General features: G+C 65.0%; 22 protein-coding genes. 11 read left to right on the top strand and 11 right to left on the bottom strand.

Annotated features, from left to right (window positions below; genetic code table 11):
* Nucleotides 1–189: 189 nt before the first annotated feature.
* The gene (locus tag AB1I47_RS18500; protein ID WP_407935866.1) at nt 190–1,959 is read right to left on the bottom strand and encodes a PHA/PHB synthase family protein; all 1,770 of its coding nucleotides are present in this window, start codon (nt 1,957–1,959) and stop codon (nt 190–192) included.
* Between the two features lie 266 nt (nt 1,960–2,225).
* Between AB1I47_RS18500 and phaZ the strand changes: the two genes are divergently transcribed.
* Nucleotides 2,226–3,446 carry a polyhydroxyalkanoate depolymerase gene (phaZ, locus tag AB1I47_RS18495; protein WP_354685193.1) on the top strand — a complete coding sequence of 407 codons (1,221 nt, stop codon included), beginning with the start codon at nt 2,226–2,228 and terminating at the stop codon, nt 3,444–3,446.
* A 61-nt stretch (nt 3,447–3,507) separates the two neighbouring features.
* Here phaZ and ppk1 read toward each other — a convergent pair whose 3' ends face one another.
* Nucleotides 3,508–5,643, bottom strand: a complete 2,136-nt coding sequence (ppk1, locus tag AB1I47_RS18490; protein ID WP_407935865.1) for a polyphosphate kinase 1 — start codon at nt 5,641–5,643, stop codon at nt 3,508–3,510.
* 252 nt (nt 5,644–5,895) lie between these two features.
* On the opposite strand from ppk1, the gene AB1I47_RS18485 reads away from it, so the two are divergent.
* A complete protein-coding gene (locus tag AB1I47_RS18485) occupies nt 5,896–6,210 on the top strand; it encodes a hypothetical protein (RefSeq protein WP_354685191.1) in 315 nt (104 codons plus the stop codon).
* Nucleotides 6,211–6,260: 50 nt separating this feature from the next.
* Here the strand turns inward: AB1I47_RS18485 and AB1I47_RS18480 are convergent, their stop codons facing one another.
* Together AB1I47_RS18480 and AB1I47_RS18475 are read right to left on the bottom strand one after the other, a co-directional pair.
* On the bottom strand, nt 6,261–8,021 hold the full coding sequence (locus tag AB1I47_RS18480; protein ID WP_354685190.1) for an ABC transporter ATP-binding protein/permease: 1,761 nt from the start codon (nt 8,019–8,021) through the stop codon (nt 6,261–6,263).
* Nucleotides 8,022–8,060: 39 nt separating this feature from the next.
* Nucleotides 8,061–8,192, bottom strand: a complete 132-nt coding sequence (locus AB1I47_RS18475) for a hypothetical protein (protein WP_354685189.1) — start codon at nt 8,190–8,192, stop codon at nt 8,061–8,063.
* Between the two features lie 416 nt (nt 8,193–8,608).
* On the opposite strand from AB1I47_RS18475, the gene AB1I47_RS18470 reads away from it, so the two are divergent.
* Nucleotides 8,609–9,526, top strand: a complete 918-nt coding sequence (locus AB1I47_RS18470) for a LysR family transcriptional regulator (RefSeq protein ID WP_354685232.1) — start codon at nt 8,609–8,611, stop codon at nt 9,524–9,526.
* 11 nt (nt 9,527–9,537) lie between these two features.
* Here AB1I47_RS18470 and AB1I47_RS18465 read toward each other — a convergent pair whose 3' ends face one another.
* Both AB1I47_RS18465 and AB1I47_RS18460 read right to left on the bottom strand, forming a co-directional pair.
* Complete coding sequence (locus AB1I47_RS18465) at nt 9,538–10,956, bottom strand: heavy metal sensor histidine kinase (protein WP_354685188.1); 1,419 nt, start codon at nt 10,954–10,956, stop codon at nt 9,538–9,540.
* Nucleotides 10,953–11,636, bottom strand: coding sequence for a heavy metal response regulator transcription factor (locus tag AB1I47_RS18460; protein WP_354685187.1), 684 nt, complete (start codon nt 11,634–11,636; stop codon nt 10,953–10,955). The genes AB1I47_RS18465 and AB1I47_RS18460 overlap by 4 nt, the downstream gene beginning before the upstream one ends.
* A gap of 307 nt (nt 11,637–11,943) precedes the next feature.
* On the opposite strand from AB1I47_RS18460, the gene AB1I47_RS18455 reads away from it, so the two are divergent.
* The 4 genes from AB1I47_RS18455 (at nt 11,944) to AB1I47_RS18440 (ending at nt 14,211) form a co-directional block, all read left to right on the top strand.
* Nucleotides 11,944–12,294 carry a copper resistance protein CopQ gene (locus AB1I47_RS18455; RefSeq protein ID WP_354685186.1) on the top strand — a complete coding sequence of 117 codons (351 nt, stop codon included), beginning with the start codon at nt 11,944–11,946 and terminating at the stop codon, nt 12,292–12,294.
* Nucleotides 12,295–12,532: 238 nt separating this feature from the next.
* The gene (locus AB1I47_RS18450; RefSeq protein WP_354685185.1) at nt 12,533–12,868 is read left to right on the top strand and encodes a hypothetical protein; all 336 of its coding nucleotides are present in this window, start codon (nt 12,533–12,535) and stop codon (nt 12,866–12,868) included.
* Complete coding sequence (locus tag AB1I47_RS18445; protein ID WP_354685184.1) at nt 12,820–13,314, top strand: alpha/beta hydrolase; 495 nt, start codon at nt 12,820–12,822, stop codon at nt 13,312–13,314. The genes AB1I47_RS18450 and AB1I47_RS18445 overlap by 49 nt, the downstream gene beginning before the upstream one ends.
* Nucleotides 13,315–13,455: 141 nt before the next feature.
* The gene (locus AB1I47_RS18440; protein ID WP_354685183.1) at nt 13,456–14,211 is read left to right on the top strand and encodes a helix-turn-helix transcriptional regulator; all 756 of its coding nucleotides are present in this window, start codon (nt 13,456–13,458) and stop codon (nt 14,209–14,211) included.
* 99 nt (nt 14,212–14,310) lie between these two features.
* Here AB1I47_RS18440 and AB1I47_RS18435 read toward each other — a convergent pair whose 3' ends face one another.
* The 4 genes from AB1I47_RS18435 to AB1I47_RS18420 form a co-directional block, all read right to left on the bottom strand.
* Nucleotides 14,311–15,771, bottom strand: a complete 1,461-nt coding sequence (locus AB1I47_RS18435) for a hypothetical protein (protein ID WP_354685182.1) — start codon at nt 15,769–15,771, stop codon at nt 14,311–14,313.
* 269 nt (nt 15,772–16,040) lie between these two features.
* Nucleotides 16,041–17,351: an NAD(P)/FAD-dependent oxidoreductase gene (locus AB1I47_RS18430; RefSeq protein WP_354685181.1), complete on the bottom strand. Its 1,311-nt coding sequence runs from the start codon at nt 17,349–17,351 to the stop codon at nt 16,041–16,043.
* 29 nt (nt 17,352–17,380) lie between these two features.
* A complete protein-coding gene (locus tag AB1I47_RS18425) occupies nt 17,381–18,808 on the bottom strand; it encodes a homospermidine synthase (RefSeq protein ID WP_354685180.1) in 1,428 nt (475 codons plus the stop codon).
* A 110-nt stretch (nt 18,809–18,918) separates the two neighbouring features.
* On the bottom strand, nt 18,919–19,845 hold the full coding sequence (locus AB1I47_RS18420; RefSeq protein WP_354685179.1) for a LysR family transcriptional regulator: 927 nt from the start codon (nt 19,843–19,845) through the stop codon (nt 18,919–18,921).
* Nucleotides 19,846–19,949: 104 nt separating this feature from the next.
* Between AB1I47_RS18420 and AB1I47_RS18415 the strand changes: the two genes are divergently transcribed.
* The 4 genes from AB1I47_RS18415 to AB1I47_RS18400 all read left to right on the top strand — a co-directional run bounded on the left by AB1I47_RS18415 (nt 19,950) and on the right by AB1I47_RS18400 (nt 25,272).
* Nucleotides 19,950–20,924, top strand: coding sequence for a tripartite tricarboxylate transporter substrate binding protein (locus AB1I47_RS18415; RefSeq protein WP_354685178.1), 975 nt, complete (start codon nt 19,950–19,952; stop codon nt 20,922–20,924).
* A gap of 20 nt (nt 20,925–20,944) precedes the next feature.
* Complete coding sequence (leuC, locus tag AB1I47_RS18410; RefSeq protein ID WP_354685177.1) at nt 20,945–22,363, top strand: 3-isopropylmalate dehydratase large subunit; 1,419 nt, start codon at nt 20,945–20,947, stop codon at nt 22,361–22,363.
* The gene (gene leuD / locus AB1I47_RS18405) at nt 22,356–23,000 is read left to right on the top strand and encodes a 3-isopropylmalate dehydratase small subunit (RefSeq protein WP_354685176.1); all 645 of its coding nucleotides are present in this window, start codon (nt 22,356–22,358) and stop codon (nt 22,998–23,000) included. The genes leuC and leuD overlap by 8 nt, the downstream gene beginning before the upstream one ends.
* A gap of 889 nt (nt 23,001–23,889) precedes the next feature.
* Nucleotides 23,890–25,272, top strand: a complete 1,383-nt coding sequence (locus AB1I47_RS18400; RefSeq protein ID WP_354685175.1) for an MFS transporter — start codon at nt 23,890–23,892, stop codon at nt 25,270–25,272.
* A 399-nt stretch (nt 25,273–25,671) separates the two neighbouring features.
* Here the strand turns inward: AB1I47_RS18400 and AB1I47_RS18395 are convergent.
* Nucleotides 25,672–26,702: biotin/lipoyl-containing protein (locus tag AB1I47_RS18395; protein ID WP_354685174.1), on the bottom strand; the 1,031-nt coding region annotated here is incomplete at its 5' end.

Here is a 26,702-nt window from a genome sequence, read left to right as displayed (position 1 = left end):
GCGGCTGGTTGCACCAGTGCGTTGAATGCAAGCCATCACCCTCGGTGAACGCTCCCCCTCTCCCGCGAGCGGGAGAGGGAAGCCAACCGGCAGCACGAAGCCGCTGAGCGGAAGGGCGGAACTATGGCCTCCCGCAAACCGCCCGGCACGCATGCCGGGCTTTCAACAAAGGTTGACAGTCAGACCGAGTCAACGCTGAAAAACATAGGTCCCAGGCGCGTCAGCCAGCACAGGCAAGTTACGTCCCGGTGCACCCATCGTCGGCGGCGCAACACGCTCGCCCGACGACCGGGCTTCCAGCCATTCCACCCACGCCGGCCACCACGAACCTTCGCGGAATTCGGCGCGCTCGCTCCACCGGTCCGCATGAAGGCACGGGTCTTCCGCCTTCTTGTGCGCGAACCAGTAGTGCCGGCCCGGATGCCCGGGCTCGCTGACGATGCCGGCATTGTGGCCGCCGGTGGTCAGCACAAACGTTACGTCGGTGTCGCTCAGATAGTGGATCTTGTAGACCGACGGCCAGGGCGCGATGTGATCCCATTCCGTGCCGACGGCGAAGATCGGCGCGCGGATGTTCTGGATCGCGACGGGATGTTCGTCCACCACGTACCTGCCGGCGGCGAGGTCGCTGTTCAGGAAGAGTGACCGCAGGTATTCCGAATGCATGCGGTAGGGGAGGCGAGTCGCATCGGCGTTCCAGGCGATAAGGTCGTTCATCGCGGGCGGTTCACCCATCAGGTAATGGCGGAGCAAGCGCGACCAGATCAGGTCGTTCGAGCGCAGCAGCTGGAAAGCCCCCGCCATATGGAAGGCCGGAAGGTAGCCCCGTTGCCACATCAGGCCCTCCAGCGACTCGAGCTGGCTGTGATCGATGAAAAGCTCCAGTTCTCCCGGCTCGCTGAAATCCGTCTGGGCGGCCAGCAGCGTGATGGAGGCGAGCCGTTCGTCCTCCACGTGCGCCATGGCAGCGGCGGCAATCGACAACATCGTGCCCCCGAGACAGTAGCCAATGCCATGGACCTTGCTGTTCGGCACGATGGCGCGGATGGCGCCAAGCGCCGCCATCACCCCGAGACGGCGATAGTCGTCGAGCCCGAGATTGCGATCCGCGGCGGTGACGTTGCGCCAGGAGATGCAGAACACGGTGAATCCCTGCCCGACCAGGTAGCGAATGAGTGAGTTTCCCGGCGACAGATCCAGGATGTAGAACTTCATGATCCAGGCCGGAACGATCAGCAGCGGCTCAGAATGGACAGTGTCGGTCGATGGCGCGTACTGGATCAGTTCGATCAGGTGATTCCGGTAGACGACCTTGCCGGGCGTGATCGCCACCTCTTTGCCGACCCGGAAATTCTCGGTGCCCGCTGGCGGTTCGCCGTTCAGGTTGCGGCTGAGGTCATCGAGGAAACGCTGGAATCCGTCGACGAAGCTCCGTCCGCCGGTCTGCTGGGCCCGACTGATCACTTCCGGATTGGTAAAGATGCAATTCGACGGCGAAAAGATATCCAGCGCCTGTCGCGTCGAGAACGAGACCACATTCTCGTGGTGCGGTGAGACCCCAGGTACGTCGTGCGTAGCGTTGTGCCACCATTGCTGCGTCACGAGGAATGCCTGATACCAGAGCGAGAACGGCGACTCTTGCCAGGCTTCGGCACGAAACCGCGTGTCGCCCGGAAGCGGCTCGATGCAGTTGGGTGTCTCGTCACCACTCAGGGTCCGCCGCAGGGCATGGGCTGCCAGCCGGCCCGACATCAACCACGCCCTGATGACGAGTTCAGCTTGCTTTCCAGGTGACCGGGCGAGATGGACCATCCAGTCGGAATAGGCCAGCCACAACGCAGTTGGTGAGATGCCACCCGTAGCGTTTGCCGCCATGGCGGCTGCAATGCGGTCGACCGCGCGAAACAGCTCGACCCCACCCGGTTCGTCGTGATGCGGGACCAGCGAGGTTGGCGCCACCGCTCTCGCACCAGGTCCATGGGGGGCCCTGGGTTCCCCGCCCGTTGTCGTCACTGGCTGTGGATTCTTCACGACGCGCCTCCCAACTAAGGTATGAGTGCAGCTTAGGCACACCGGATGGTGTCAGGAAAGGCCTGTGTGCCGAATCCAGCCTCGCTGACTTTGCCGGACTTGCCCGAGATCAAGGGCAATGCAGGCATGTACTTAAGCTAACCTTAGTTATAAATGTTTGGTCAGCATCCGTCCCCGCCCAACGGAGGAAATCCATGGAATCAGGTAGGCAGCGCCCCCAGCAGGCCCTGTTCAACCCGCTCGCCGTCTGGAGCGAATGGATTGGCTCGATGGCTTCCCGCGGCATATTGCAGCTTGCCGAAGCCTCGAAATCCCAGCAATTTGCGCATTACTATGGGCTCTTCCAGCAGGCCATCAAGGCATTGGGGACGCCAGCGTTTGACATAGAGCCGATTGAGTTCGACGGCTGCAGGATGCCGGTGCGAGAGTCAGTGGTGATGGAGACCGGGTTCTGCCGTTTGCGCAGCTTCACGTGCGCGCGGGGCAGGGTTGGCAAGTCGGCACGCCCCATCCTGGTTTGCGCGCCGCTGGCGGGCCACCACGCTGTGCTGATGCGCGAAGTGGTGCAATCGTTACTGCCGCATGCGGATGTCTATGTCTCCGACTGGCTGGATGCCAGGGATATTCCACCCGCCGCGGGAGATTTGCACCTGGAAGATGTCGTGTTGACGTTGCAGCACTTCATGATGGAGCTTGAGCCTGGGGAACTGGACGTGCTGGCAATCTGCCAGGCGACTGTGCCCGCCCTTGCCGCGGCCGCGCTGCTGGTTGGCGCAGGCTATCCTGAGCCGCGTTCATTGATATTGCTGGGCGGGCCCATCGATCCACGCGGTAATCCGACCCCGCTGACCCGCATGGCCGGAAGCCTGCCGCCGAGCTGGCTTGACGCCCTGGGAACGCATGTCGTGCCCTCGGGATATGCGGGGGCGGGCCGGCGAGTCTATCCAGGTTTCATGCAGTACCCCACACTGATGATGGGCCAGCCGGAGCGGCAATTCTTCCTGTTGTTCGATTACATCCATAGCCAGGGCGCAGGCGACGCGCAGGCCACACGCGAGGCCGAACGATCGATCGCACACTTTGGCGCGATGCTGGACATGCCGGCGGAATTCTTCCTGGATACGCTGCGCGTGGTATTCCAGCAGACGTTGCTGCCAAAAGGCACCTGGCGCGTGGCGGGGAGTCCGGTCCGCCCGGAGCGGTTGCGCGAGACCCGCTTGCTGACCATCGAGGGCAGTCGCGACATGATTTCCGGCGTCGGCCACACCCATGCCGCACAGAATTTATGCGTGGGCGTGCCGGCAGAGCGCCGCCGCCGGATTACCATTGCCGGCTGCGATCACTATGGATTATTTGCTGGGCCCAACTGGCGCACGGGTGTCTATCCGGCTGTCCACGATTGGCTAGCTGGCTAACTGGCTAACCGGCTAATGCCGCTGGTGCAGCCCGCCGGCACAGCCGAATAACACCGCAATGTCACGTCAAAGCCGCCAGCAACACGCTTTGCGCCGCTTCTCCGTCATGCGGTGACGTACGTTCGTAGGTACCGTCCGGCGTCATCTGCCAGGTATCGCGCCGGTCGGACAGATACGGCGTCAGACCTTCGGCGATGGCGCGTTGCTTCAGTTTCGGGTCGAGGATGGGAAAGCAGATCTCGATGCGCCGCGACAGGCTGCGCTCCATCCATTCGCCGCTGGACAGCATGACTTTCTCCGCGCCGTCATCGTGGAAGTAGTAGACGCGTGCGTGCTCGAGAAACCGGCCCATCACCGATTTCACCTGGATATTCGATGACAGTCCGGCAACGCCGGGGCGCAGCGCACAGGCGCCCCGGATAATCAGGTCGATGCGCACCCCATCACGTGAAGCGTCATACAGCGCCTGGATCAGGTCTGGCTCCAGCAACGCATTCATCTTGGCAATGATCCGACCCTTGCGGCCAGACCTGGCGTGCTCGGCCTCGCGCCGGATCGCGGCAAGCAACGCCTTCTTCAACGTAAATGGCGATTGCCAGATATGGGCCATGCTGCTGGTCTGGCCCAGGCCGGTCAGCTGGCTGAATACCTGGGCCACATCCTGCGTCAGCGAATCATTGCAGGTCAGCAGTCCAAAGTCCGTATAGGTGCGCGTGGTCTCGCTGTGATAGTTGCCGGTGCCCAGATGCGCATAGCGCCTGAGCTTGCCGCCTTCGCGCCGCAATACCAGCACCATCTTGGCGTGTGCCTTGAAACCGACAACCCCGTAGATGACATGCGCACCGGCTTCCTCAAGCTGCGCGGCCCAGCCGATATTGGCCTCTTCATCGAAGCGGGCCAGCAGCTCCACTACAACCGTGACTTCCTTGCCATTGCGGGCCGCCTCGATCAGTGCCGACAGCAGCACCGAATCATGTCCCGCCCGATAAACCGTCTGGCGGATCGCCATGACATCGGGGTCCTGCGCCGCCTGTCTGACAAAATCCACCACCGGCGCAAAGGACTGGAAGGGGTGGTGCAGCAGGATATCGCCCTCGCGGATGGCGCGGAAAATGTCCGCCTGCTCGTGCAGTCCCGGCGGCACGGCAGGGCGGAAACGCTTGTACTTCAGTTCCGGACGATCGACCTGGTCCGGCACCTGCAGCAGGCGCACCAGGTTGACCGGTCCGTTGACTGAGAACACCTCATTGGTCGACAAACCGAATTGTTCCTGCAGGAACGCCGTCATCGCCGGCGTGCAGTTATCCGCCACCTCCAGCCTGACCGTATCGCCGAGATGACGGTGCGGCAGTTCGCCTTGCAGCGCTTCGCGCAGGTTCTTGACCTCTTCCTCGTCGACAAACAGCTCGCTGTTGCGGGTCACGCGAAACTGGTAGCAGCCGCGCACTTTCATCCCGCTGAACAGCTCGCCGACATGGGCATGAAGGATGGACGACAGAAAGACGAAGCCATGCTGGCAGCCGGATATCTCGGATGGCAGGGCAATGACGCGCGGCAGTGCCCGGGGTGCCTGCACGATGGCATTGCCTGAATTGCGCCCGAACGCATCCCTGCCTTCCAGCTCCACAGCGAAATTCAGGCTCTTGTTAAGGACCCGCGGAAACGGATGCGCCGGGTCCAGGCCGATGGGGGTCAGCACCGGCATCAGCTCGGCGAAGAAGAACTCCCGGATCCATGCCGCCTGTTCAGGATTCCAGGAAGGGCGCCGCAGGAAACGGATCTCCCGCTCGGCCATGGCGGGAATCAGCACGTCATTGAACAGCCGGTATTGCCGGTCGACCAGTTCCCGCACCCGGGCGTTGAGCCTGGCGTAGACTTCCTGCGGCGTCAGCCCGTCCGGGCCGACCACCGGGGACTGGTGCAGACATTGCTCCCTGAGGCCGGCGACGCGGATTTCGTAGAACTCGTCGAGGTTGCTGCTGACGGTACACAACGCGCGCAGCCGCTCCAGCAGCGGCACGGCGGGATCCGCGGCCTGCTGCAGGACGCGGTCGAAAAATTCAAGCTGGCTCAGCTCGCGGTTGATGTACAGTTCATTGCCGTTGAGCAAGCCAACGCGTCCAGCCTGGGCATTCGTTCTGCCCGCTCCCGGAACGATCGGCAAGGTTTTTGGCATGGGATCGGATTCGTGCTTCATGATGTGAGTGACCGCGATGGTCGGTGCTCCGTCGGGGGCAATGCAGAATGCGATAGCCCGGTCGGCGAGTGCCGCATTAAATACTTGCCATCCCCGGGGAACGGAGCGCGATCCTCCCGGATTCTAGCTGGCGCCGGACTCATGTCGAGGCGACTTTGAATACTCCCTGGCTTCGCGGTCCCAGTGCGGAGTTTCCCTCCACCAAAATCTGCCGCCTGCCATGTTCCGGGCGCGTCCAAACGGAGTTGCCAAATGCCACAGGAAATGCAGTCTGCCACCGAAACCACCCCCGCCGGCCTGAAGAGCCTGATCGATCATATCGAAGAAGCCGCCACCAGTGGACAGCTCGACCCGGAATTTGTGCGCAAGCTGGGCAAGCGCATAGCCAGGGAACTGGAGGAAATGATTGCCACCACGCAATGCAGCGAAAGCGAGCTTGGGGGCCTGCAAGCGAGCATCGAGGCGCTGGTGCGTGCCGCGGACCTGAAGGAGGGCGCCAGGCTGACGAGGTCGCTGCAGCGGTTGCGGGGGCGCGAAGTGTCCGCAGGCGGGGGCAAGCCCAGCTGAATGAAATGGATGCGGGCACGAGTTCATCGGTGGCGCTGTGAGCATACGGCTCACCCGCCAAACCGATAATCCCCGCTTGCCTGCAGCGTCCACCTGCCGTCCCCGCACAACTCCAGCACCTGGTGGTGGTATTTCAGCAGGGTAGGCCGATGGCTGACGCTGACCAGCGTCGTCTGCATATCGGCCAGCAACCGGTACATGCCTTCCTCGTTGCCGATATCCAGCGCGCTGGTGGCCTCGTCCAGCATGACATAGCGGGGCTTTGCCAGCAGCACGCGTCCGATGGTCAGCCGCTGCTGCTCGCCCAGGGATAACACCTTTCCCCAGTCCACTTCCGCATCCAGCCCGCCAAACCTGCCGACGATTTCACGCAGGTTGACCCTCTCCAGCAGCTTAAGCAGTTCCTCGTCAGAAACATGGCGGACAAGGTTGTTCGGATACAGCAACTGGCTGCGCAGGCTGCCGACCACCATGTAAGGATGCTGCGGCAAGAACAGCATCTCCTGCGGCGTTGGCCGCACGATGCAGCCCGTTCCGCTGTTCCATAGCCCGGCGATCGCGCGCATCAGCGAGCTTTTGCCGCCGCCGCTGGCGCCGACGATCAGTAGCCCCTCGCCGGGATTGACCGATACACTCAGGTCGCTGACCAGCGTTCTCTCCTGGTTCGGCGTCAGCAACGTGACATGTTCCAGCGCCAGCCGGGAATCCTGGATCGATTCGATCTTGCTCGCAGGCTTGGGAAATATTGCTGCCTTGCCGGTCAAGACGGCAGAGAAGGTGTCCAGGCGATCCAGCCCGGCCACGAACCGGCTCAGGTCTTCAAAGTTGTCGACGATCACGGTCAGTGCGTTCAGCACGGCGGCAAACGCCGCGGCGGCCTGGATGGCGCGACCGACTTCCAGCTCGCCCGACAGCACGCGTGACGCGACGATGGCACTGGGCAGCACGATGGTAAGGAAGTTATAGGCGTACTGGAACAGGTTGAGATTGAGCTGCCAGTTAATCAGCCTGTTGAAGTTCTGGAAGGCTTTGGCGAAACGGCCCCGCACATTGGACGACTCCAGCGCCTCGCCGCGATAGAACGCAATCGATTCGGCGTTCTCGCGCACCCGGATCAGACTGAAACGGAAATCCGCCTCGCGCTTTAGCTGGTAGAAATTCAGGCCAATCAGCACGCGCCCGAAAAAGAACACCGTGACGAATGTGCCAGCGACGGCGTAGATCAGAAGGAAATAGACCAGCGCCCTGGAGATCGACCACAACACCGCGCTGAAGGCGATGATCTGCAGCAGCGCGCCAATGCCGATCGACAGGAAAAACAGCGATTGCCGCGTAAAGGTATTGATGTCCTCGGTGATCCGCTGATCGGGGTTGTCGATCGCGGCATTGGCATTGAGTTTGTAATATGTCCTGGCCTTGAAATATCCGTCCAGGTAGTGATCGGTGAGCCAGCGCCTCCAGAACAGGCCCAGCTTACCTCTGACGAAATAGTAAAACCCATAGATGGGTACGGCGACGATCAGGATGTAGAGACACTTTCTGATCGAGGCCCAGAAGCGATCGGCGTCTTGTGCGGCCAATGCCGAGGTGAATTCGCCGGTTTGCTCGATGAACAGGACTTCGGTTTGCGTCTGGCCCAATAGCAGCAGCACCAGCACCACCAGCATGCCACAGGCTTTCCACCGCTCCTGCGAAACCCAGTAAGGCCGGGCAATGGCCCAGTAGCGGGTCCACACGTGCCGGGATGCGCCAGTGCGTTTTCGTCGGCCCGAAGTGCTGTCCGCGACCCTCGGCTCTGGCACGACGCTCATGGTTGTCTCCAGCGCTGACCGGATTACATACTCGTCACTTCAAAGCCTGACGCGGAACACCTGCTGGCCAGCAGAAATCGTTATTGAAATATAGGCCAGCAAAATCGGTGCCTGACGGATTGCGTCACAAGCCATGGCGAAGCCCGTCATCCGAACGGGCATCGGGGACATGCATGAGTCACCTCTGCGACACGCGTTACCGGCAGGCCGGGGCGGCGGCACGCGCGATGCTGCTGCAGGCCGCGGCGCAGCGGCTCAATGTGCCGGCGGCGAGTTTGCGTACCGGGAATGGCGCGGTCGTCAACGGCATGCAGCGCATCCGCTATGGCGAACTGGCCCAGCGAATTGCTGCGACACCGCAGGCATCGTTGCCGCTGCGCCTCTCCCGACTCGAGCCGCTTGCCTACGCGCTGCTGCGCGCCGTGTTCGGCATCGTCCGCGGGGGCATAAGCGGGCCGCGGTCAGGCAATGGTGGTTGGCGCGTCGCGCAAGCGCGGCAGCGGCGCGACTGCATGAATGGCTTGACGCAGGCGCGGAAGCTGCTTCCAATCGTGGCTGACGTTCCCTCATCAACGCCACCGCCCCCTATGGACCGCTTCGACGCGCTGCAACTCTTCACCCGGATCGTGGAACTGGGCTCCTTCACCGGCGCCGCCAGCGCGCTGGAGATCCCGCGCGCCACCGCCACGCATGCCATCAAGGAACTGGAGGCGCGCGTCGGTGCGCGGCTGCTGGAGCGCACCACGCGCCAGGTGCGCCCGACGCTGGACGGGCAGGCGTTCTACGAGCGCAGCAAGCGCGTGCTGCAGGACCTGGAAGACGCCGAGACCTCGCTCAGCACGCAGGTGGCCAATCCGCGCGGCACGTTGCGGCTGGACCTGCACGGCACGCACGCGACGATGATCATCCTGCCGCGCATCGGCGAGTTCCGTGCGCGCTATCCGCATATCGACCTTGTCATCAGCAGCGGCGACCGGCTGGTCGACCTGGTCGGCGAGGGCATCGATTGCGTGGTGCGCGCGGGCCGGCCGCGGGATTCGTCGCTGGTGGCGAAGCGGCTGGCCGATATGCCTGAGGTGCTGTGCGCCAGTCCTGAATATCTGTCCGCGCATGGCACGCCGCAGCATCCGTCGGAACTGGCTAATCATGTGGGCGTGGGTTTTTTCTCGCGCAACAGCGATAACCGGTATCCGTTCACGCTGAACGTCGACGGCGAAGTGCGGGAGTTCAGGGCGCGCGGCTGGATCTCGGTCAGCGATGCGGCGTGCTATACCAGCGCGGCGCTGGCCGGTTGCGGGTTGATCCAGGTGCCGCGTTTCCGCGTGGAAGAGCACCTGCGCGCGGGGCGACTGGTGCCGGTGCTGCAGGCGTGGCCGTGTCCGGACCTGCCGGTGTCGGCGCTGTATCCGTTCCACCGCCAACTGGCGCCGCGCGTGCGCGTGTTTGTCGACTGGGTGTCGGGGCTGTATGTGGAGCGCTTCGGGCCGCTACGCGCAGCGGCCTGAAGCCTTTGCGCTTATGCCGTAGCCGGGCGCGGCAGCGGTCGTGCCGGCGCGGGCGCTTCCTGCACCGGTTCGCTGACCGGCAGCGTCATGCCGATCCGGATCGCATCCCGCTGCACCTCTGCAAACACGCTGCCGCCGTGCATGGCGGCGATCGCCTTGACGATGGCCAGCCCCAGCCCGTGGTTCTGCCGGCTGTCGCTGCGCGCGGCATCGGCGCGGTAGAAGCGGTCGAACAAGCGGCCGGGCTGGATCGCTGACAGGCGGTCCGACTCATTGTGCACCGTGACTGTCAGCGTGCCGCCGGCTTGCGCGATGGCCACCGTCACCGGCCGCCCGGGCCTGCCGTGCTGCAGGGCGTTGCTCATCAGGTTGGTCAGCGCGCGCTGCAGCAGCGAGACATTGACGCGCACCCGCGCATCGCCGGTCACGTGCAAAGTGGAGCCGGCCTCTTCAAACAGCATGTCGAGGAAGTCAGCGCTGCGGCGCACCTCCGTTGCCACCGATACCTCGACCAGGTCGCGCGCCAGCGCCCCGCGATCGGACTGCGCCAGGAACAGCATGTCGATCACGATGCGGCTCAGCCGCTCCAGGTCTTCCAGGTTCGATTGCAGGATCTCTTCGAGTTCGCCATTGCTGCGCGGCCGCGACAACGCCACCTGCGTCTGGCCGATGACATTGCCCAGCGGCGTGCGCAGTTCGTGCGCGACATCGGCGTTGAACGAGGATAGCTGCTGGTAGGCGTGCTCAAGCTTATCGAGCGAGCCGTTGAAGGCATGCACCAGCCCGTACAGCTCCCCGGGCAGATTGGCGTCGGGCAGGCGTTCAAGCTGCCTGGGGTCGAGCGCGCCGGCATGGTGCGACAGGCGTTCGATCGGCGCCAGGCCAGCCTTGGCGATGCGCCAGCCGAGCAGGCTGACGGCGATCACCCCGAGCACCGACGAGATGATCAGCGCGATGCCCAGCGTGCGGCTGGTCTGGAAGAACGCGGCCTGGTCCACCGCGACCGCCAGCGCCACCTCGGGCCGGTCCTGCAGCGCGGGGATGCGGCGCTTCAGCATCAGGAAGCGGTTGTCGCCGAACTCCACGGCCCATACATCCGGCGCGCGCGGCGTGGCCTCGGCCTCGCGCGGGAAGGGCTCGCCGTAGTCGAAGCGCGGATCGCGGCTTTCGACGAAGTAGCGCACGCTGTGGTCGGCGGGCGTCAGCGTGCGCAGCATGGCGGCAAAGCGCTCCCACTGCTGCTCGGTGCCAAGGCCTGCCGCCTTGGGGCCGGCCAGGTCGAAGCGGGCGTGGATTTCTTCGAGCTGGCGTTTTTCCAGTTCGACGCATTGCACGCGGTAGAGCACCGTGCCGGTGATGGCGAACACAAAGGCCGCCGCCAGCCCGAACATGGCGGCCAGCCGCGCCGCGATCGATCGCTGCCTGGTCATGCGATCATCCCGTCGCGATGCTCGAGCACATAGCCCATGCCGCGGATGGTATGCAGCAGCTTGGGCTCGCCGGGCCAGTCCAGCTTGGCGCGCAGCCGCTTGACCGCGACCTCGACTACGTTGGTGTTGCAGTCGAAGCAGATATCCCAGACCAGCTCGGTGATCGCGGTCTTGGACACGATCTGCGACTGCCGGCGCGCCAGCACCGACAGCAGCGTGAATTCGCGCGCGCTCAGCTCCAGGCGCCGTGTCCCGCGCGTGGCGCGCCGCGACAGCAGGTCGATGCGCAGGTCGCCCACGGTGAGCTGCGACGGCTCGGTCTGCCGGCCGCGCCGCGTCAGCACGTTCAGGCGCGCCAGCAGCTCCAGGAAGGAGAAAGGCTTTGACAGATAGTCGTCGGCGCCGGCATCAAAGGCGTTGAGCCGGTCATCGAGGTCGTCGCGCGCGGTCAGCATCAGCACCGGCGTCTGCTGCTCGCGGCGCAGCGACTTCAGCATCGATACGCCGTCCAGTGCCGGCAGCATGACGTCGAGCACGATCGCGTCATAGGGCTCGGTGCAGGCCAGGTGCAGGCCGTCCACGCCGTTGTTGGCCGTATCGACCACGTAGCCGTTCTCGGCCAGGCCGCGGCGCAGGTAGTCGACTGTCTTGATCTCATCTTCGACGAGCAGCAGTTTCATGGGTCCAAATCCTCGGAATCTAAGGAATATAGAAGATGCGTGCCGATTCAACCTGTCAAAGCTGTCAGTTATGCGGGGGCTGCACTGAAGGAGTGCAGTTTGCTGCGCGAGGATGACATGCCGTTGCGTCGGCATTGTTCAGCGTGGTGGGAAACACTGTTTTGCGACGGATTGTCGCACCCAAGGCCGGGCCGCGCCTGCCTGACAGGATTGTCAGCATCCGGACAGGGCTGCGTCGGTTGTGCTCACTAGACTCCATTCCGTGCCCGGCAGGGCTCGATTTTCCTTCACACAACGGAGTCTTATCATGACCACATTCAAGTCTTCCCCCCTGACCGACAGCGCCCGCCGCGGCGCCATGCGCTGGCCGCGCCTGCTGTGGCTACGCGCCACCACGCACCGCCGCGCCATGCTACATGCCTTGCTCCCGACATTGGTGATGATGGTGACCGCGACGCTGGCGCTGTCGGCAAAGGCGGCGCCGCGGCCGGCGGATCCTTATACCGATGGGGCGGCCACTGCGGCGAGTGCGGTTGGTGCTGCGGCAGCGAAGGGGCGTTTTGATGTTTATACCGATGGTGCCAGTGTGCAGGGGTCGCGGGATACGTTTACGGATGGGGCGCGTAGCCAGGAGCGGCCGGCGGATTCTGACGGTTGATTTGGTGGGCATGCGCGCGTGAGTTTGCGCTCTTCAAGCGCCCGCATAAATCGACCGCAAGCCGGTTCCCTCTCCCGCATGCGGGAGAGGGCACCGGCCCGTGGTAGTTCGCCCGGCGCCAGGTTGAACGACAGGTTGACCGCGGGCAGCATGCCGTGGTGCAGGATCGACACCGGCCCCGCGCCCGGCGCATCGACAGTGGCCACCGACGCCAGCGGCACCATCTCGGCCGACAGACTTGCAGCGCGGCCGCGAGCCGCTGCGACCACGCGTACAGCTCGGCGGTATCGTTGCCCTTGAGCACATACTGGTACTGCGCGCGCGGCTGGCCGGCGCCGATGTTGATGTCCTGCGCCGCGCGCAGGAAGAGCTGGATGCCGGGCACTGCCGCCAGCTTGGGCAGCAGCCGGTCGATCAGCGCGCTGGCGGAGACGTCGCGGTCGGAGCGGTCCTTCAGCACGATCCAGAAGCGGCCGTTGGCAAGCGTCTGGCTGCCGCCGGTTATGCCGACCGAATGGTTGACCAGTGCTGCTGCCAGGCCACGGCACGCGGCCGGAAGACCTGCTCGACGTGACGCTGGAGGACTGGCAGCGCGTGGTGCAGGAACAGGCCGATGCGCTGCGTCGCGACGTTGCGCAGGTCTACCTGGGCGGCTTCTCCACCGGCGCCAACCTGGCGCTCGACTATGCCTATGCGCATCCGGACGTGGCGGGACTGGTGCTGTTTTCACCGGCGGATCCGCTGTACGGCGAGCAGGGCAGCTTGCGCATCTGCTGGAACGGCCAGGACGAGCCGGCACTGATGGCGTGCGAGCGCGGCGAGCCGGTCTGGTATTCGGACTGGGGCTATCGCGAGGCCGGCAAGGTGCATGCGCGGCTCACGTTCAATCCGTATTTCGACTGGCAGGGCGAGGTGATCGCCGGTGTCATGGGTGGCTCTGATCCGCATGCCGGCGAGCCCCCGATGGAAACGCATCGCGTGCCCCGCGAAGACGACCAGGAAGGCTCGCACGCGCTGTAGCCCGGGAATTCCACCCCCTGTCGTTTCCCCCAAAAGGGGCACTCCGGCGCAGCCGTTTTTGCATACACTCGCCAGACTCACAGACCGGAGCGCACGCCACCGTCATACGCTGCGCGGACCGGTCATGCCGTCGGAGATGTCATGAAAGCCGATCCCGTCCGTGACTGGCAATACGTCGAGGCGGTGCTGGCCGCGCGCACGCCCCAGGAAGCGGCCCGGATTGCCTTGCGCGCGGCGCGCGCCATGGGCTTCAACCACCATGCCTATGTGATGAAGCAGCCTAAGCTCGGGCCGGCGAGCGACGACGATTTCGTCTGCTTCCACGATTTCTCCGCGGACTGGGCGCGGACCCGCTACGAGCCCTTGCGCGCCAGGCGGCATGAAGGCAGCGATGCGCGCGTGGAGCATGTGCGCGCCGGCATGCCGGCGACGTCATGGAATGCACTGGGGGAGGTGGACCATACGCGCAAGGATATCGGGCAGCGCGCGCGCAACCTGTTGCGCAGCGCCGGCGAGCATGGACTGAAAGCGGGGCTGACCATCCCGCTGTGGACGCCGGGCATCGACTGGGCCTTCATGACACTGACCACCGACGCCACCACGGATATGCGCGCGCTGCGCACGACGCTGGCGCCGATGAACTACTTCGCGCACTGCCTGCACTCGGCGCTGCGCCGCCTGCAAGGCGAGGCCAGCCGGCCGGTGCTGAGCCGGCGCCAGCGGGAGATCCTGCACTGGGCCGCGATCGGCAAGACCACGTGGGAAATCTCGGCGATCCTCAACATCAGCGAAAGCACGGTGTACTTTCACCTGAACGTCGCCGCCAACAAGCTCAATACGCACGGCCGCCAGGCGACCTGCGCACGCGCGGTGGCGTTGGGGCTGCTGTCGCTCTGACCCGGGTGGGTAGTCGACAGCCTGCATGCCGCCCGGCACGCAGGCCCAGGCCCCAAAGCCCACGGAAGGCTCTGGGGCCCGCAAGCGCCCACCTTGGACTCAGTTGGCCGGCGTGTAATAGCGGCTGGCGATCTTGGTACCAAGGTCGCCGATCCACTGGGTCCAGGCCAGCGCCGCATTACCCTTCTCGTTCACGGCCAGCACCGGTGCCGCCGCGTATTCGCTGTACGACTCGCCGATCACGGGCGTGCCCCACCCGGTGCCGGCTACATAGCGGTTGGTCCACAGGTCCGCGGCCGCGGTACCGTCAGGCGACTTCGTCCACGCGACAAAGGCATTGCCGGCGCCGTCCAGGCCGACGGTCGGCAGGCTCGGGCTGTGCGCGCTGGCGTCCAGCAGTACTGTGGCGGCACCCCAGGCACCGTTGGCCGGCGCCACGCTTGCCAGCAGCGCGTAGTCGTTGCGGCCCCAGGCCACGATCGCATCGCCGCGGGCATTGACCGACAGGCGCGGCTGGCTGATAAAGGCTTCGTTGGCAGGCGCCGCCACCTGGACCGTGGTCTGCCAGGCCGAGGTATAGCGCTTGGAGTACAGCGTGCTCTGCAGATTGCCATTGGCCGTATCGGACTGGCCCCACACCAGCGTGGCATTGCCGCTGCCGTCCATGGCAATGGCAGGGTAGCTGAGCGACTGGTCGATGCCGGCGTCGCGCACCAGCTCGACGGGCGCATCCCAGCTGCCGCTGGCGCTGAAGCGGCTGGTCCACAAGCTGTTGCTGGCGAGGTCGGTCAGCTCCCACACCGCCAGTGCGTCGCCCGACGGCGCCACCGCAAGCTGAGGGCGCAGGTTCTGCACGCCGACGTCGTTGGGCGTGGCGAAGGCGGTTTCCGTGCCCCAGCCGCTGCCGGCCGTGTAGCGGTTTGCCATGATCTTGAACGGGCCGAATTGCCCGTCGCGCTGCGTCCAGACGGCAATGGCGTTGCCGCTGGCATCCATGCCGACCTGCGGCTGGACCGCCATGCCCGCGCCCGACTCGATCCGCACCAGGTCGCCCCAACCTGAGGCGGGGTCGAACGAACGGCTCCAGATATCGTAGGCGCCGCTGCTGGTCAGTTGCGGCCACACCACCATGGCGCGGCCGGTGGCGCGGTCCATCGCGATATGCGCGCCGTCGGTGGCGCTGGCGGCGTCGTTCTCCAGCGGCACCGGGGCGCTCCAGCCCGAGCCGGGCACGTAGCGGCTCGCCATGACGCTGTCGTCGGCCGTGCCCGGCTCGCGCTGCAGCCAGACGGCGATGGCGTTGCCGGCGGCGTCGATGGCGACATTGACGTTGCCGGCGCCCGCTTCGCTGATGGCCGCGGGATCGCTCCAGCCTGCCGGGGTGCCGGGACCGGGGTTGCCTGGCCCCGGATTGCCCGGACCTGGGTTGCCCGGCCCCGGGTTGCCTGGCGTGCCAGGTGTGCCGGGGTTGCCGGGGTTGGGCGGCGACGCGTTGTCATCGTCCCCGCCGCACGCGGACAGCGCCGCGCAAATCGCCATAAGCAAAATCGTCTTACGCATTGAGTCTTCCCTGTCGGATATTGTTCTTCAACGACCCATTCGCGCGCCGGGGACTGGTTTCGATCCGGATTGGATTACCGCGGGTGGCCCCATGACATGGAGCCGGCGCGAATTGCCTCGGGGGAGGATAGGGAAATGCGGGCAGGGTGGAACGGGCACCCTGTTGGATTCAACAGGGTAGGGCGCGGTTATCGGGTCAGCGGGTCATCGGGGCATCGGGTCATCGGGTCATCGGCGCCCGGCGCCCGGCGCCAGTCAAGGCGGGCGCCTCAGAGCAGGTCCCGCAGCCTGTAGTACCACATCCCCAGCACCAGCGCGGGCGTACGCAACACGGCTCCGCCCGGAAAGCGGTGATGACGGATGCGCGCAAACACGTCGAAGCGTGAGGCATCGCCGCAGACGGCATCGGCAATCAGCTTGCCGGCCATGCCGGCAAACACCAGCCCGTGCCCGGAGAAGCCTTGCGCATAGTAGAGATTGGTGCCGATGCGGCCGAGGTCTGGGGCCCGGTTCATCGTGATATCGACAAAGCCGCCCCAGGCATAGTCGATCTCCAGGTCGGCCGTTTGCGGAAACACGTGGACCATGCGCGCACGAATACGCTGCACCAGGTTTTGCGGGGGCTTGGCGCTGAAGGTCTCGCCCGCGCCGAACAGCAGCCGGTTGTCGGCGCTGACGCGGAAATAATCGACGATCAGGTTGTTGTCCGATGCGGCCGCCTTGCCAGGCATCAGCGCATGGGCTGCCGCCGCATCCATGGGCTCGGTGGCGATCATATAGGTGCCGACGGGCATGATCCGCGCCTGGATCTCCGGTGCCAGGTGGTCGCCGAATTCGCCGAGGTACACATTGCCGGCCAGCACGACATGCTTGCATCGAACCTCGCCTTCGGCGGTCTTCACCACCGGCTCGCTTTCTCGTTCCACCCGGTATGCCGGTGAATTCTCGAACACCTGCACGCCGTTTTCGCGTGCCGCCGCGGATAACCCCAGGCAGTATTTCAACGGGTGAAGATGGCCGGAGTGCGGATCATAGGCACCGGCGACAAAGCGGTCGCTGCCGACATAGTCGGGCAGGCGCTGCCGCTCGATCCATTCCAGCGGGTAGCCATAGGTTTCGTGCGTATGGCACACCCATCGCTGCAATTCGCCTGCCTTGCGCTGGCGCGGCGCGAGGGTCATATAACCCTGGACGTGATCGCAGGCGATGCCGAACATGTCGATGCGTTGCCGCAGCAGGTGCAGACCCTCCACCGTGGCATTCCACGCTGCCCGGGCCGTCTCTTTCGTGCACTGCCGCTCGATCGCGTGCTCGCCTTCGGCCCCGAAGCCGACGATCGCCTGGCCCCCGTTGCGCCCCGAGGCGCCCCAGCCAATCCGGTGCGCCTCCAGCAACGCGACGCTGAACCCACGCAGGGCGAGCTCCAGCGCGCACGACAATCCCGCATAGCCGCCGCCCACGACACAGACATCGGCCCCGATGCGCCCTTGCAGCGGCTGGCACAGCGGCGGCCGGGCGACGCTGGCCTCGTAGTACGAATTTTCGATGACGCCCAGTTCCTTTTGCAGCAGCCCGGACATGGTGTTGCCCTCCGTACCAGTTGCTGCCTCTATGGAACGCGAACGTTGATGAACTGCCAGGGATCTTCGTCCGCCGGCTCGGGGAACAGCGGCGAGCGTTGCGAGAGCGGCGTCCAGTCGCCATAGACACCGACGACTTCGCCGAGGTAAGGACGCGCGATGCGCAGCACGGTCTCGAAGTCGATATCGTCGGGCTCGACCACGCCGGCCCGGGGATGTTCCAGCGCCCATGCCATCCCGCCCAGGATGGCGGCCACGACCTGCAGGCTGGTCGCGGTATTATGCGGCATCAGGCGCCGTGCGTGCGCGGTGGAAAGCCTGGACCCATACCAGTACACGCCGCGCGGATTTCCCATCAACAGCACGCCAAGCTCGTCCATGCCATCCGTAATCTCGTCGCGCAGGATCCGCTGATTGTCCTGCTTGCGCCAGCCGCGCCCGGCCAGTTCGTCGATCGACAGCACGGCGTCGTCGCAGGGACGGTATGCGTAGTGGACGGTCGGCCGGTACACGACTTCGCCGTTTTCGCGCAGCGTCAGGTGGTCGGCAATGGAAATCGATTCGCCGTGCGTGATCAGGAAACCGTGGTAGGGGCCAGCGAGCGGCGTCCAGCTGCGCACGCGCGTGGCAAAGCCCGGCCGGGTCAGATAAATGGCCGCGTCGGAGCCGAAGCCGTGACGCCGCGCGTCATCGGGCCAGTGCTGTTCATGCGTGCCCCAGCCCAGTTCGGCCGGCTGCATCCCTTCCTCGATAAAGGCGTCGACCGACCAGGTATTGACGAACTCGTTGCGGGCCTTGCGCGTCTTGCCGACCTGTGTGTCCTGTTCCGCAACGTGGATGGCGCGGATGCCGAGTTGCCGCGCCAGCGCGGCCCAGTCTTCAAAGCTCGCCAGCCGCCCGCACTCGACATCGTTGTCCGCGGCGATATTGACCAACGCCTGCTTCACGAAGGCCGACACCAGGCCCGGATTGGCCCCTTGCGTCATCAGCGCGGTAGGACCGTCGCGCTTGTCGAGCCGGAACGCCAGAACGCCTTCTCGCAACGCATAATTGCTGCGCCGCGATATCGGTGCCTGCGGATCGATCGCCGCGCCTGACCAGGGTTCGATGGAAGTGTCCAGGTAGAGCGCGCCGCGCTCCCAGCAATAACGCACCAGTGCCTCACTGGAGACATTGACGGACAGGTTCAGCACGAAATCGCCCTCGCCGACCAGAGGTTGCAGGATTTCCCGGTGGTTATCGTCCGTCAGCCCCTGTTCAACGATGTGAACACCGTATTCCGTGGCGACCGACATGTCGTTCGACGGCGGGCAAAGCACGGTAATCCTGTCTGGCGTGATGTCGATATGACGCAGCAGCATTGGCACCATTGACGTTGCGATGCTGCCGAAACCAACGATGAGCACCCGCCCGTTTATATGGCCGTATTTGGTGAAGTCTTTGGCCGGCTCGTTCATCGCACCCTCCAGACAAGAACGCCGTCGCCCCGAAGGGGATCGCGCTGCCTATGTTTCAAGCAAGGCGCATGCCAATTTTCATCAGGCAGAACTGCTGCAGGAACACCGGACTACCAGTGCCCGTCCGACCCGCCGCCGGCCCCGGCCCGATGACCGGCAAACCGGTCCAGCAGAAAGTCCGCCAGCGCCCGGACCTTGTCCGGACGATGGGTGCGCGTGGGGAAGACCAGGTAGATATCCGCTGGCGCGAACTGCCACGGCACCAGCACCCGGCGCAATGCGCCGCTGCGCAAATGCGCGGCGACGTCCCACTCCGAGCGAACAATCAGACCCTGGCCATCGAGCGCCCAGGCCAGCGCCGATTCGCCGTCGTTGGTGCTCATGGTCCCGCGGACCTTGACGGTTTCCTGCTGCGCGCCGTTGCGCAGGTGCCAGGTGCCGAAGGTCTCGTCGGCCTCGCGGATAAAGATGCAGTTGTGCCGCGCCAGCTCGCGCGGGCTTGACGGCGCGCCCATCGCTTCAAGGTATGACGGCGCGGCGCACAGCACGCGGCGGTTGTTGGCCAGCAATCTTGCGGTCAGCCGCACGTCCGGCATCTCGCCGAAATGGACCATCGCATCCAGTCCCAGCTCGACCAGGTTGAGCGGCCGGTCGCTCAGGTAGAGCTGCACCTCGACCTTGGGGTATTGGCGCGAGAACGCGGACAGCGCCGGGGCGATATGCCGGCGCCCGAATCCCAGCGTGGCACCGATCTTCAGCAATCCGTGCGGCGTGCTGCTGCTGCCGGCGATGGTGCGTTCCAGCGCCTCCATCTCCGCCAGGATCCGTGCGCCTTCCACCAGGTAGCTTTCTCCCTCCGCCGTCAGGCTGATGCGGCGCGTGGTCCGATGCAGCAGCCGGACCCCGAGCCGCGCCTCCAGCGCGGCCAGCCGCTTGCTGACCGCCGGCGGGGTGACGCCGAGTTCCTGGGCCGCGCCGGCAAGGCTTCCGTGCCGGTTGATGCAGAGGAAGAACGCGAGGTCGGAGAAGTTATCCATTAGTGAATCGTGGGAACCAAAGAAGTTACCGAGCGTGAATTATGGTTGTGGTGGTAAATGATACGATGTTTTCCATAACGATTCCTATCCCCCTGGAGACATTGATGAAACCTGTCCGCGTGGCCGCCTTGCTGGCCGCCTTTCTGTCTTGTGCCGCCACCATCGGTACCGCCGCTGCCCAGTCCTATCCGCAGCGCCCGGTCCGCCTGATCGTCCCATACGCCCCCGGCGGCAGCGCCGACATCGCCGCGCGGCTGGTTTCGGAGGCCTGGTCGAAGAGCCTTGGCGGCACCATCGTCGTCGAGAACCGTGCCGGCGCCGGCGGCAATATCGGCGTCGATGCCGTCGCCAAGGCTGCCGCCGACGGATACACGATCGGCCTGCAGACCGTGTCGCTGGCGATCAACCCGGGCCTGTTCCCGCGCATGCCGTACGACACGCTGAAGGACCTGGCGCCGATCGGCATGGTCGCGGGTTCGCAGCATGTGCTGGTGGTCAACAACAACGTGCCGGCGAAGACCCTGCCGGAACTGATCGCGGTGGCGAAGGCCAAGCCCGGCAAGCTGACCTACGGCTCCGCGGGCAATGGCAGCACGTTCCATATGTCCGCCGAACTGTTCAAGTCGGTGGCGGATGTTGCCATCGTGCATGTGCCGTATCGCGGCGGCGGCCCGGCGCTGGTCGACACCATTGCCGGGCAGGTCGACATGAGCTTCCCGGTGGTTTCGGCCGCGCAGCAGCATGTGCAGGGCGGCAAGCTGCGGGCGCTCGCGGTGACCGGTTCGAAGCGCTCGCCGCTGTTGCCCAATGTCCCGACCGCGGCCGAAGCGGGCCTGTCCGGCTACAACTTCGAAACGTGGTTCATGGTGTTCGCGCCGGCCGGCACGCCGAAGCCGGTCGTCGACCGGCTGAACACCGCGCTGAATGCCGCGCTGGCATCGCAGGCCACCCGCGACCGGATGCTCAGGGAAGGTTTCGAGCCCACGCCGACCACGCCTGACGTGGCGCGCCAGCGGCTGGAGACAGAGATGCCCATGTGGGCGAAGCTGATCAAGCAACGCGGCATCACCGCGGAATGACGCAACCAAGGCATGCAGCAATGATCCCGAGAACCCTTTACCAGAAGCTGGTCGATTCGCATACCGTTGCCAGGATCGATGCTGACAACGTGCTGTTGTATTGCGACTTGCACCTGATGAACGAGTACACCAGTCCGCAGGCGTTCGCGGGTTTGCATGAGCAAGGCCGCGAGGTGCTGGTGCCGGGGCAGAACGTCGCCGTCGTCAGCCATATCATCCCCACGCACCCGACCGCGATCCGCGTGATCGCCGATGCCGCCTCGGCGCTGCAGGCCACCAACCTGCGCGCCAACTGCGAGCGGCACGCGATCCCGCTGTTCGACACCAACGACGCGCTGCAGGGCATCGAGCACGTGGTGGCGCCTGAGCACGGCATGATCCGGCCGGGCATGGTGGTCATCTGCGGCGACAGCCATACCACCACGTACGGCGCGCTCGGCGCGCTGGGCTTCGGCATCGGCACCTCGGAGGTCGAGCATGTGCTGGCGACGCAGACGCTGGTGTACCGGATGGCCAGGACCATGCGCATCCGCGTCGACGGCAAGCTGCCGGCCGGCACCACCGCCAAGGACCTGATCCTCAGGATCATCGGCGCGATCGGGGCCCAGGGTGCGCGCGGCTATGTTGTCGAATACTGCGGATCGGCGATTCGCGACCTGAGCATCGAGGCGCGCTTCACGCTGTGCAACATGACCGTGGAAGCCGCGGCGCGCGGCGCGCTGATCGCGCCCGATGCGGCCGCGATCGACTATGTGCTGCGCCGCGCGCCGGACATCGACGGTCCGCAGCGCGACGCCGCGCTCCGCTATTGGGACACGCTGCACAGCGACGCGGGCGCCGCGTTCGACATGGACTACGTGTTCGATGCCAGCGAGATCGAGCCCTACGTGACCTGGGGCACCAGCCCGGACCAGGTGCTGCCGGTCTCCGGCCACATCCCGTTCCCGGCAGACGAGAGCGACGAGGCCGGGCAGCGCTCGGTGGAGCGCGCGCTGGCCTACACGCAACTGCAGCCCGGCGCGGCGCTGGAAGGCACCGCGATCCAGCACGTCTTTATCGGCTCGTGTACCAATGGCCGCATCGAAGACCTGCGCGCGGTGGCCAGCGTGGTGCGCGGCCGCAAGGTGGCCGCCGGCGTGCGGGCCATGGTGGTGCCGGGATCGGGCGCGGTCAAGGCGCAGGCCGAACGCGAAGGCCTTGCCGGGATCCTGACCGCCGCGGGATTCGAATGGCGGCAACCTGGCTGTTCGATGTGCCTGGCGATGAACGACGACGTGCTGGCCGACGGCGTGCGCTGTGCCTCCACCACCAACCGCAATTTCGAGGGACGGCAGGGGCGTGGCGCCATCACGCACCTGATGAGCCCGGCCATGGCCGCGGCGGCGGCCGTCACCGGAACCATCACCGACGTGCGCAAGCTGGAGATTTCCCATGTCTGACAATGCCCGCATCAGCGGCAAGGGCGCCGCCATCCGTTTCGAAAACCTGGATACCGACCAGATCATCCCCAAGCAGTTCCTGCGCGGCATCGACAAGAAGGGCCTGGACCGGGGCATCCTCTACGACCATCGCTTCGATGCAAGCGGCGCGCCGCGCCCGGACTTCGTGCTGAATCGTCCCGAATATGCCGGCACCGGCATCCTGGTGGGCGGCGCGAATTTCGGCTGCGGGTCGAGCCGCGAGCACGCCGTCTGGGGCCTGCAGCAGTTCGGCATCCGCGCCGTCATTGCGCCAAGCTTCGGCGAGATCTTCTATTCGAACGCGATGAACAACCGGCTGCTGCTGGTGATGCTGCCGCGCGAGATCGTCGAGCCACTGATGAACGATGTCGATGCGAACAGTGACAACGTCATCGACATCGATGTGCAGGCGCTGCGGGTCCGCACGTCCTCGGGCGACTATCCCTTCGAGCTGTCCGCGCGGCACCAGCGGATGTTCCTTGAGGGGCTCGACATGATCGGGCTGTCGCTGCAGCAGCGTGCGGAGATCGAGCAGTTTGCGGGGAAGTACTGGGCGGAGTTTCCGTGGACGAGGGACGTGGCGCGGCTGACGCGGGATCGATTGGATCTGGCTTAAGCCGACCTGGCTTTGGCGGCGGGGGAATGACCTGCCGTTGGCCCTGGCGGAATTTGCAACGGACCTGCGCCGGGATGCGTCGTACCAGGACCTCGCATGCTGAGGGAAGCCGTCGCAGATTTGTAATAAACGCCCGCCGTGAATTGTACTTAGAGGTATTCCTGGCGGCCTATGGCGCTAGCGCCAGCGGAGCATACTGCCCTCCAACCGAACAGAGTCGGGCCACACCCCACGGCACGATTGTTGCGGAGATCCAGTACCGGCCGCGATATCGCCGGCGGGAGGTTGGATGCGTCACCCGACTCAACCTTCCACGCGCATAAGGGCAAGTCGCGCAGCCGCGTTCGCGCCCTGCGTTTCCCTGGCGCCGATCCACCCTGGAAAAGGAGTTGTCATGAATATCGTCTGGCTTGTCGGTGCTGTGGTGATCATTCTCGCGGTACTGAGTTTCTTCGGATTGCGATAACCCTTACTGACGCGTGAAATGCGGCCGTGCAGCATCACTCGATGCGCACGGCCGTCATCGTTTGAAGCCCTAGGGAAATCCCCGGGGCGGATTGTCATTGCAGCGACAGATCGCCGCGCAGTGTTCCCCTATGCTGACGCCGAACAGTAAGCGACGTCATGCTTCCCGCCAATCCATCCCTCGCCAGGAAGGGAAGGCATTGCCGGCATGGACCGGCCAGCTCCTGAACTACGACACCACGTGAGCCTGCGGGCAATCTGCCGGCCATGCGAGCCATGGCGCACGCGCGCCGGGCAGGCGTTGTCTTGCTGTGAATGCGTACTTCTGTACCAGGAGTCCTGACGGAGCAGGACCCAGGAGTGCGATGAACACGCAGCGCGCCAATCCTGGCGCTGGCTGCACCCAGGAGACAGGAGACCACCAATGCGTCAAGTCGACATTCACAAGCTGGCCGACGAGGCCCGCTTCAATCGGTTCCACGGGCTCGTACTATTCTGGTGCGCGCTGATCATCGTCTTCGACGGCTACGACCTCGCGGTCGCCGGGATCGCGCTGCCATCGATCATGAAAGACATGGGCGTGAATGCCACGAGCGCCGGTTTTATGGTCAGCTCGGCGCTGTTCGGGATGATGGTGGGTGCCATCTTCCTGGGCACGATCGCTGACCGGATCGGCCGCCGCAAGGCCATAGCGATCTGCGTCGGACTGTTCAGCGTGTTCACCGCGGCGGCCGGCTTCACCAGCGACCCGGTGACGTTCAGCGTTACCCGGTTCCTTGCCGGCCTCGGCATCGGCGGGGTGATGCCCAACGTGGTGGCGCAGATGACGGAGTACTCACCGAAGCGCATCCGCAGCACGATGGTCACGCTGATGTTCAGCGGCTACGCGGTGGGCGGCATGCTGGCCGCGGTGCTGGGCAAGGGCCTGATCGAGACGTATGGCTGGCAATCCGTTTTTGTCGCGGCGGGACTGCCGGTGATCCTGATCCCGATGATCCTGAAGTCGCTGCCTGAATCGATGCCGTTCCTGCTCAAGTCGGGGCGGATTGACGAGCTGAAGCAAACGGTCTCGAGGCTTGAGCCGAGCTACCAGCCGCATGCGAACGACCGTTTCGCCCTGCCGGCCGAGGACAAGGCCGATGATGCGCCGATTCGCCATCTGTTCCATGATGGTCGCGGCTTCAGCACGGTCATGTTCTGGATTGCGTTCTTTATGTGCTTGTTTATGGTGTACGCGCTCAGTTCGTGGCTGGCCAAGCTGATGGCCAGCGCGGGCTACAGCCTGGGCTCGGCGCTGACCTTCGTGCTGGTGCTGAACTTTGGTGCGATCGCCGGTGCGATTGGTGGAGGCTGGCTGGCGGACCGCTTTCATATCAAGCATGTGCTGGTGGTGTTTTTTGCGCTGGCGGCGGTGTCTATCTCGCTGTTGGGCTACAAGGTTCCGACCGGTGTGCTGTACTTCCTCGTTGGCATGGCGGGCGCGACGACGATTGGCACGCAGATTCTGGCTTATGCGTATGTGGGTCAGTTCTATCCCATGGCGGTGCGTTCGACCGGTATTGGATGGGCTTCGGGGGTGGGGCGCAGTGGGGCGATCCTGGCGCCGATTGTGATTGGCGCGCTGGTGGGGATCAGTCTGCCGTTGCAGCAGAACTTCTTTGCGATCGCGGTGCCGGCGGTTGTCGCGCTGGTTGCCATCGCGTTGGTGGACCATCGGCGCTCGGCGTCGGCGCATCAGGAGGATGTCAGTGTTGAGATTCCTGAGGCGGTGGTGGTTGGGGCGCGGGCGGCGGCGGTGCGGCAGTGAGGTTTGTGGGGTAGGGCGGGCACATGCCTTGCGATATGGCGTGTTGGTCGGCGACGTCCTGCCCTCTCCCTGACCCTCTCCCGCAAGCGGGAGAGGGGACCGTCTAGCAGTAGTTCGAACGGTATCGTGCTGCGCTGGCGCTAGCTCACGAGATTAGCGACACCGCTCGCAGCAAGCTCCCCTCTCCCGCCTGCGGGAGAGGGGACCGGTCTGCGGTAATTCGAGTGGCATCGTCCTGTGCTGCCACTAGCTCACGAGATCGCGAAACCATCAGCAGCAAGCTTCCCTCTCCCACCTGCGGGAGAGGGCTAGGGTGAGGGCCGGAGCCTCAACGAAGTCCGGCCCGTCGGTATGCCCCTGCCGGCGCCCAGCGAGCAAACCGGCAGCACACAGAAGCTGTCAAGCCTCAAACGCCAGCAGTTGCGCGCCTTCTGTCACCTGCTCGCCGATGCCGTACAGCACTTCACTGACCACGCCGTCGGCCGGCGCGCTGATGGTGTGTTCCATCTTCATCGCCTCCATCACCAGCAGCGGGGCGCCGCGCGTAACCGTGCTCCCGGCCTCGACCATCACCGCGATGACCTTGCCCGGCATCGGCGCCGTCAGCTTGCCGCTTTCGCTTTCCGATTCGCCCGCATGGGCCAGCGGATCGAGCCAGGTCAGCGTGACGTGGCGACCGGCACTGAAGACGTGAAGCGTCTCGTCGTCAAGATGCACCTGTCCGTGCGCACGCCGCGTGCCAAGGTCGATGCGGATATCGTCTGCCTGGCATCGCGAGGAGAATGGCGCAGCCATGCCTGCATAGTACAGCGTGCTGCCGCGCGCATTGCTGTTCAGCGTCACGTCGAGCACCTGATCGCCATAGCCGAAGCGCAGCGCGCGCGATGCGCCACTGTTGAGCCGCCACGCGCCCCCATGGGTCCACGGCGAATGCTGGTCGGCAGCATCGATGCGGCGTTCCTTGTTTTCACGATCCAGCAGCGCGGCCACGGCCAGCGCAATGACTTCCATGCCGACTGGCGCCGGCGGCGGGAACAGGGTGTTCTCGTTGCGCTCGATCAGGCCGGTATCGAGATCGGCGGTGCGGAACGCTTCGGACGACACCAGCCGCTGAAGGAAGGCAACGTTGGTCGACAACCCCACCACGTGGTACGACGCCAGCGCCTGGCGCATCCGTGCCAGCGCCTCGTCGCGGTCCTTGCCCCAGACGATCAGCTTGGCGATCATCGGGTCGTAGAACGGACTGATGGTGTCGCCTTCGCGCACACCTGCATCGATGCGGATGCCGGCCGGGCCATGCGCATCCCCGCCGCGCATGAACTGCACCGCCGGCGGCGTGCGCAGGAAGCGCAGCGTGCCGGTGGACGGCAGGAACTGCTTGTCGGGATTCTCGGCGTAGATGCGCGCTTCCAGCGCATGGCCGTCGATGC

Source organism: Cupriavidus necator, from assembly GCF_040578825.1.
GTDB classification, from domain to species: domain Bacteria; phylum Pseudomonadota; class Gammaproteobacteria; order Burkholderiales; family Burkholderiaceae; genus Cupriavidus; species Cupriavidus necator_E.
Note: the sequence above shows the minus strand (reverse complement) of the source record. Positions and strands in the feature narration are given on the sequence as shown.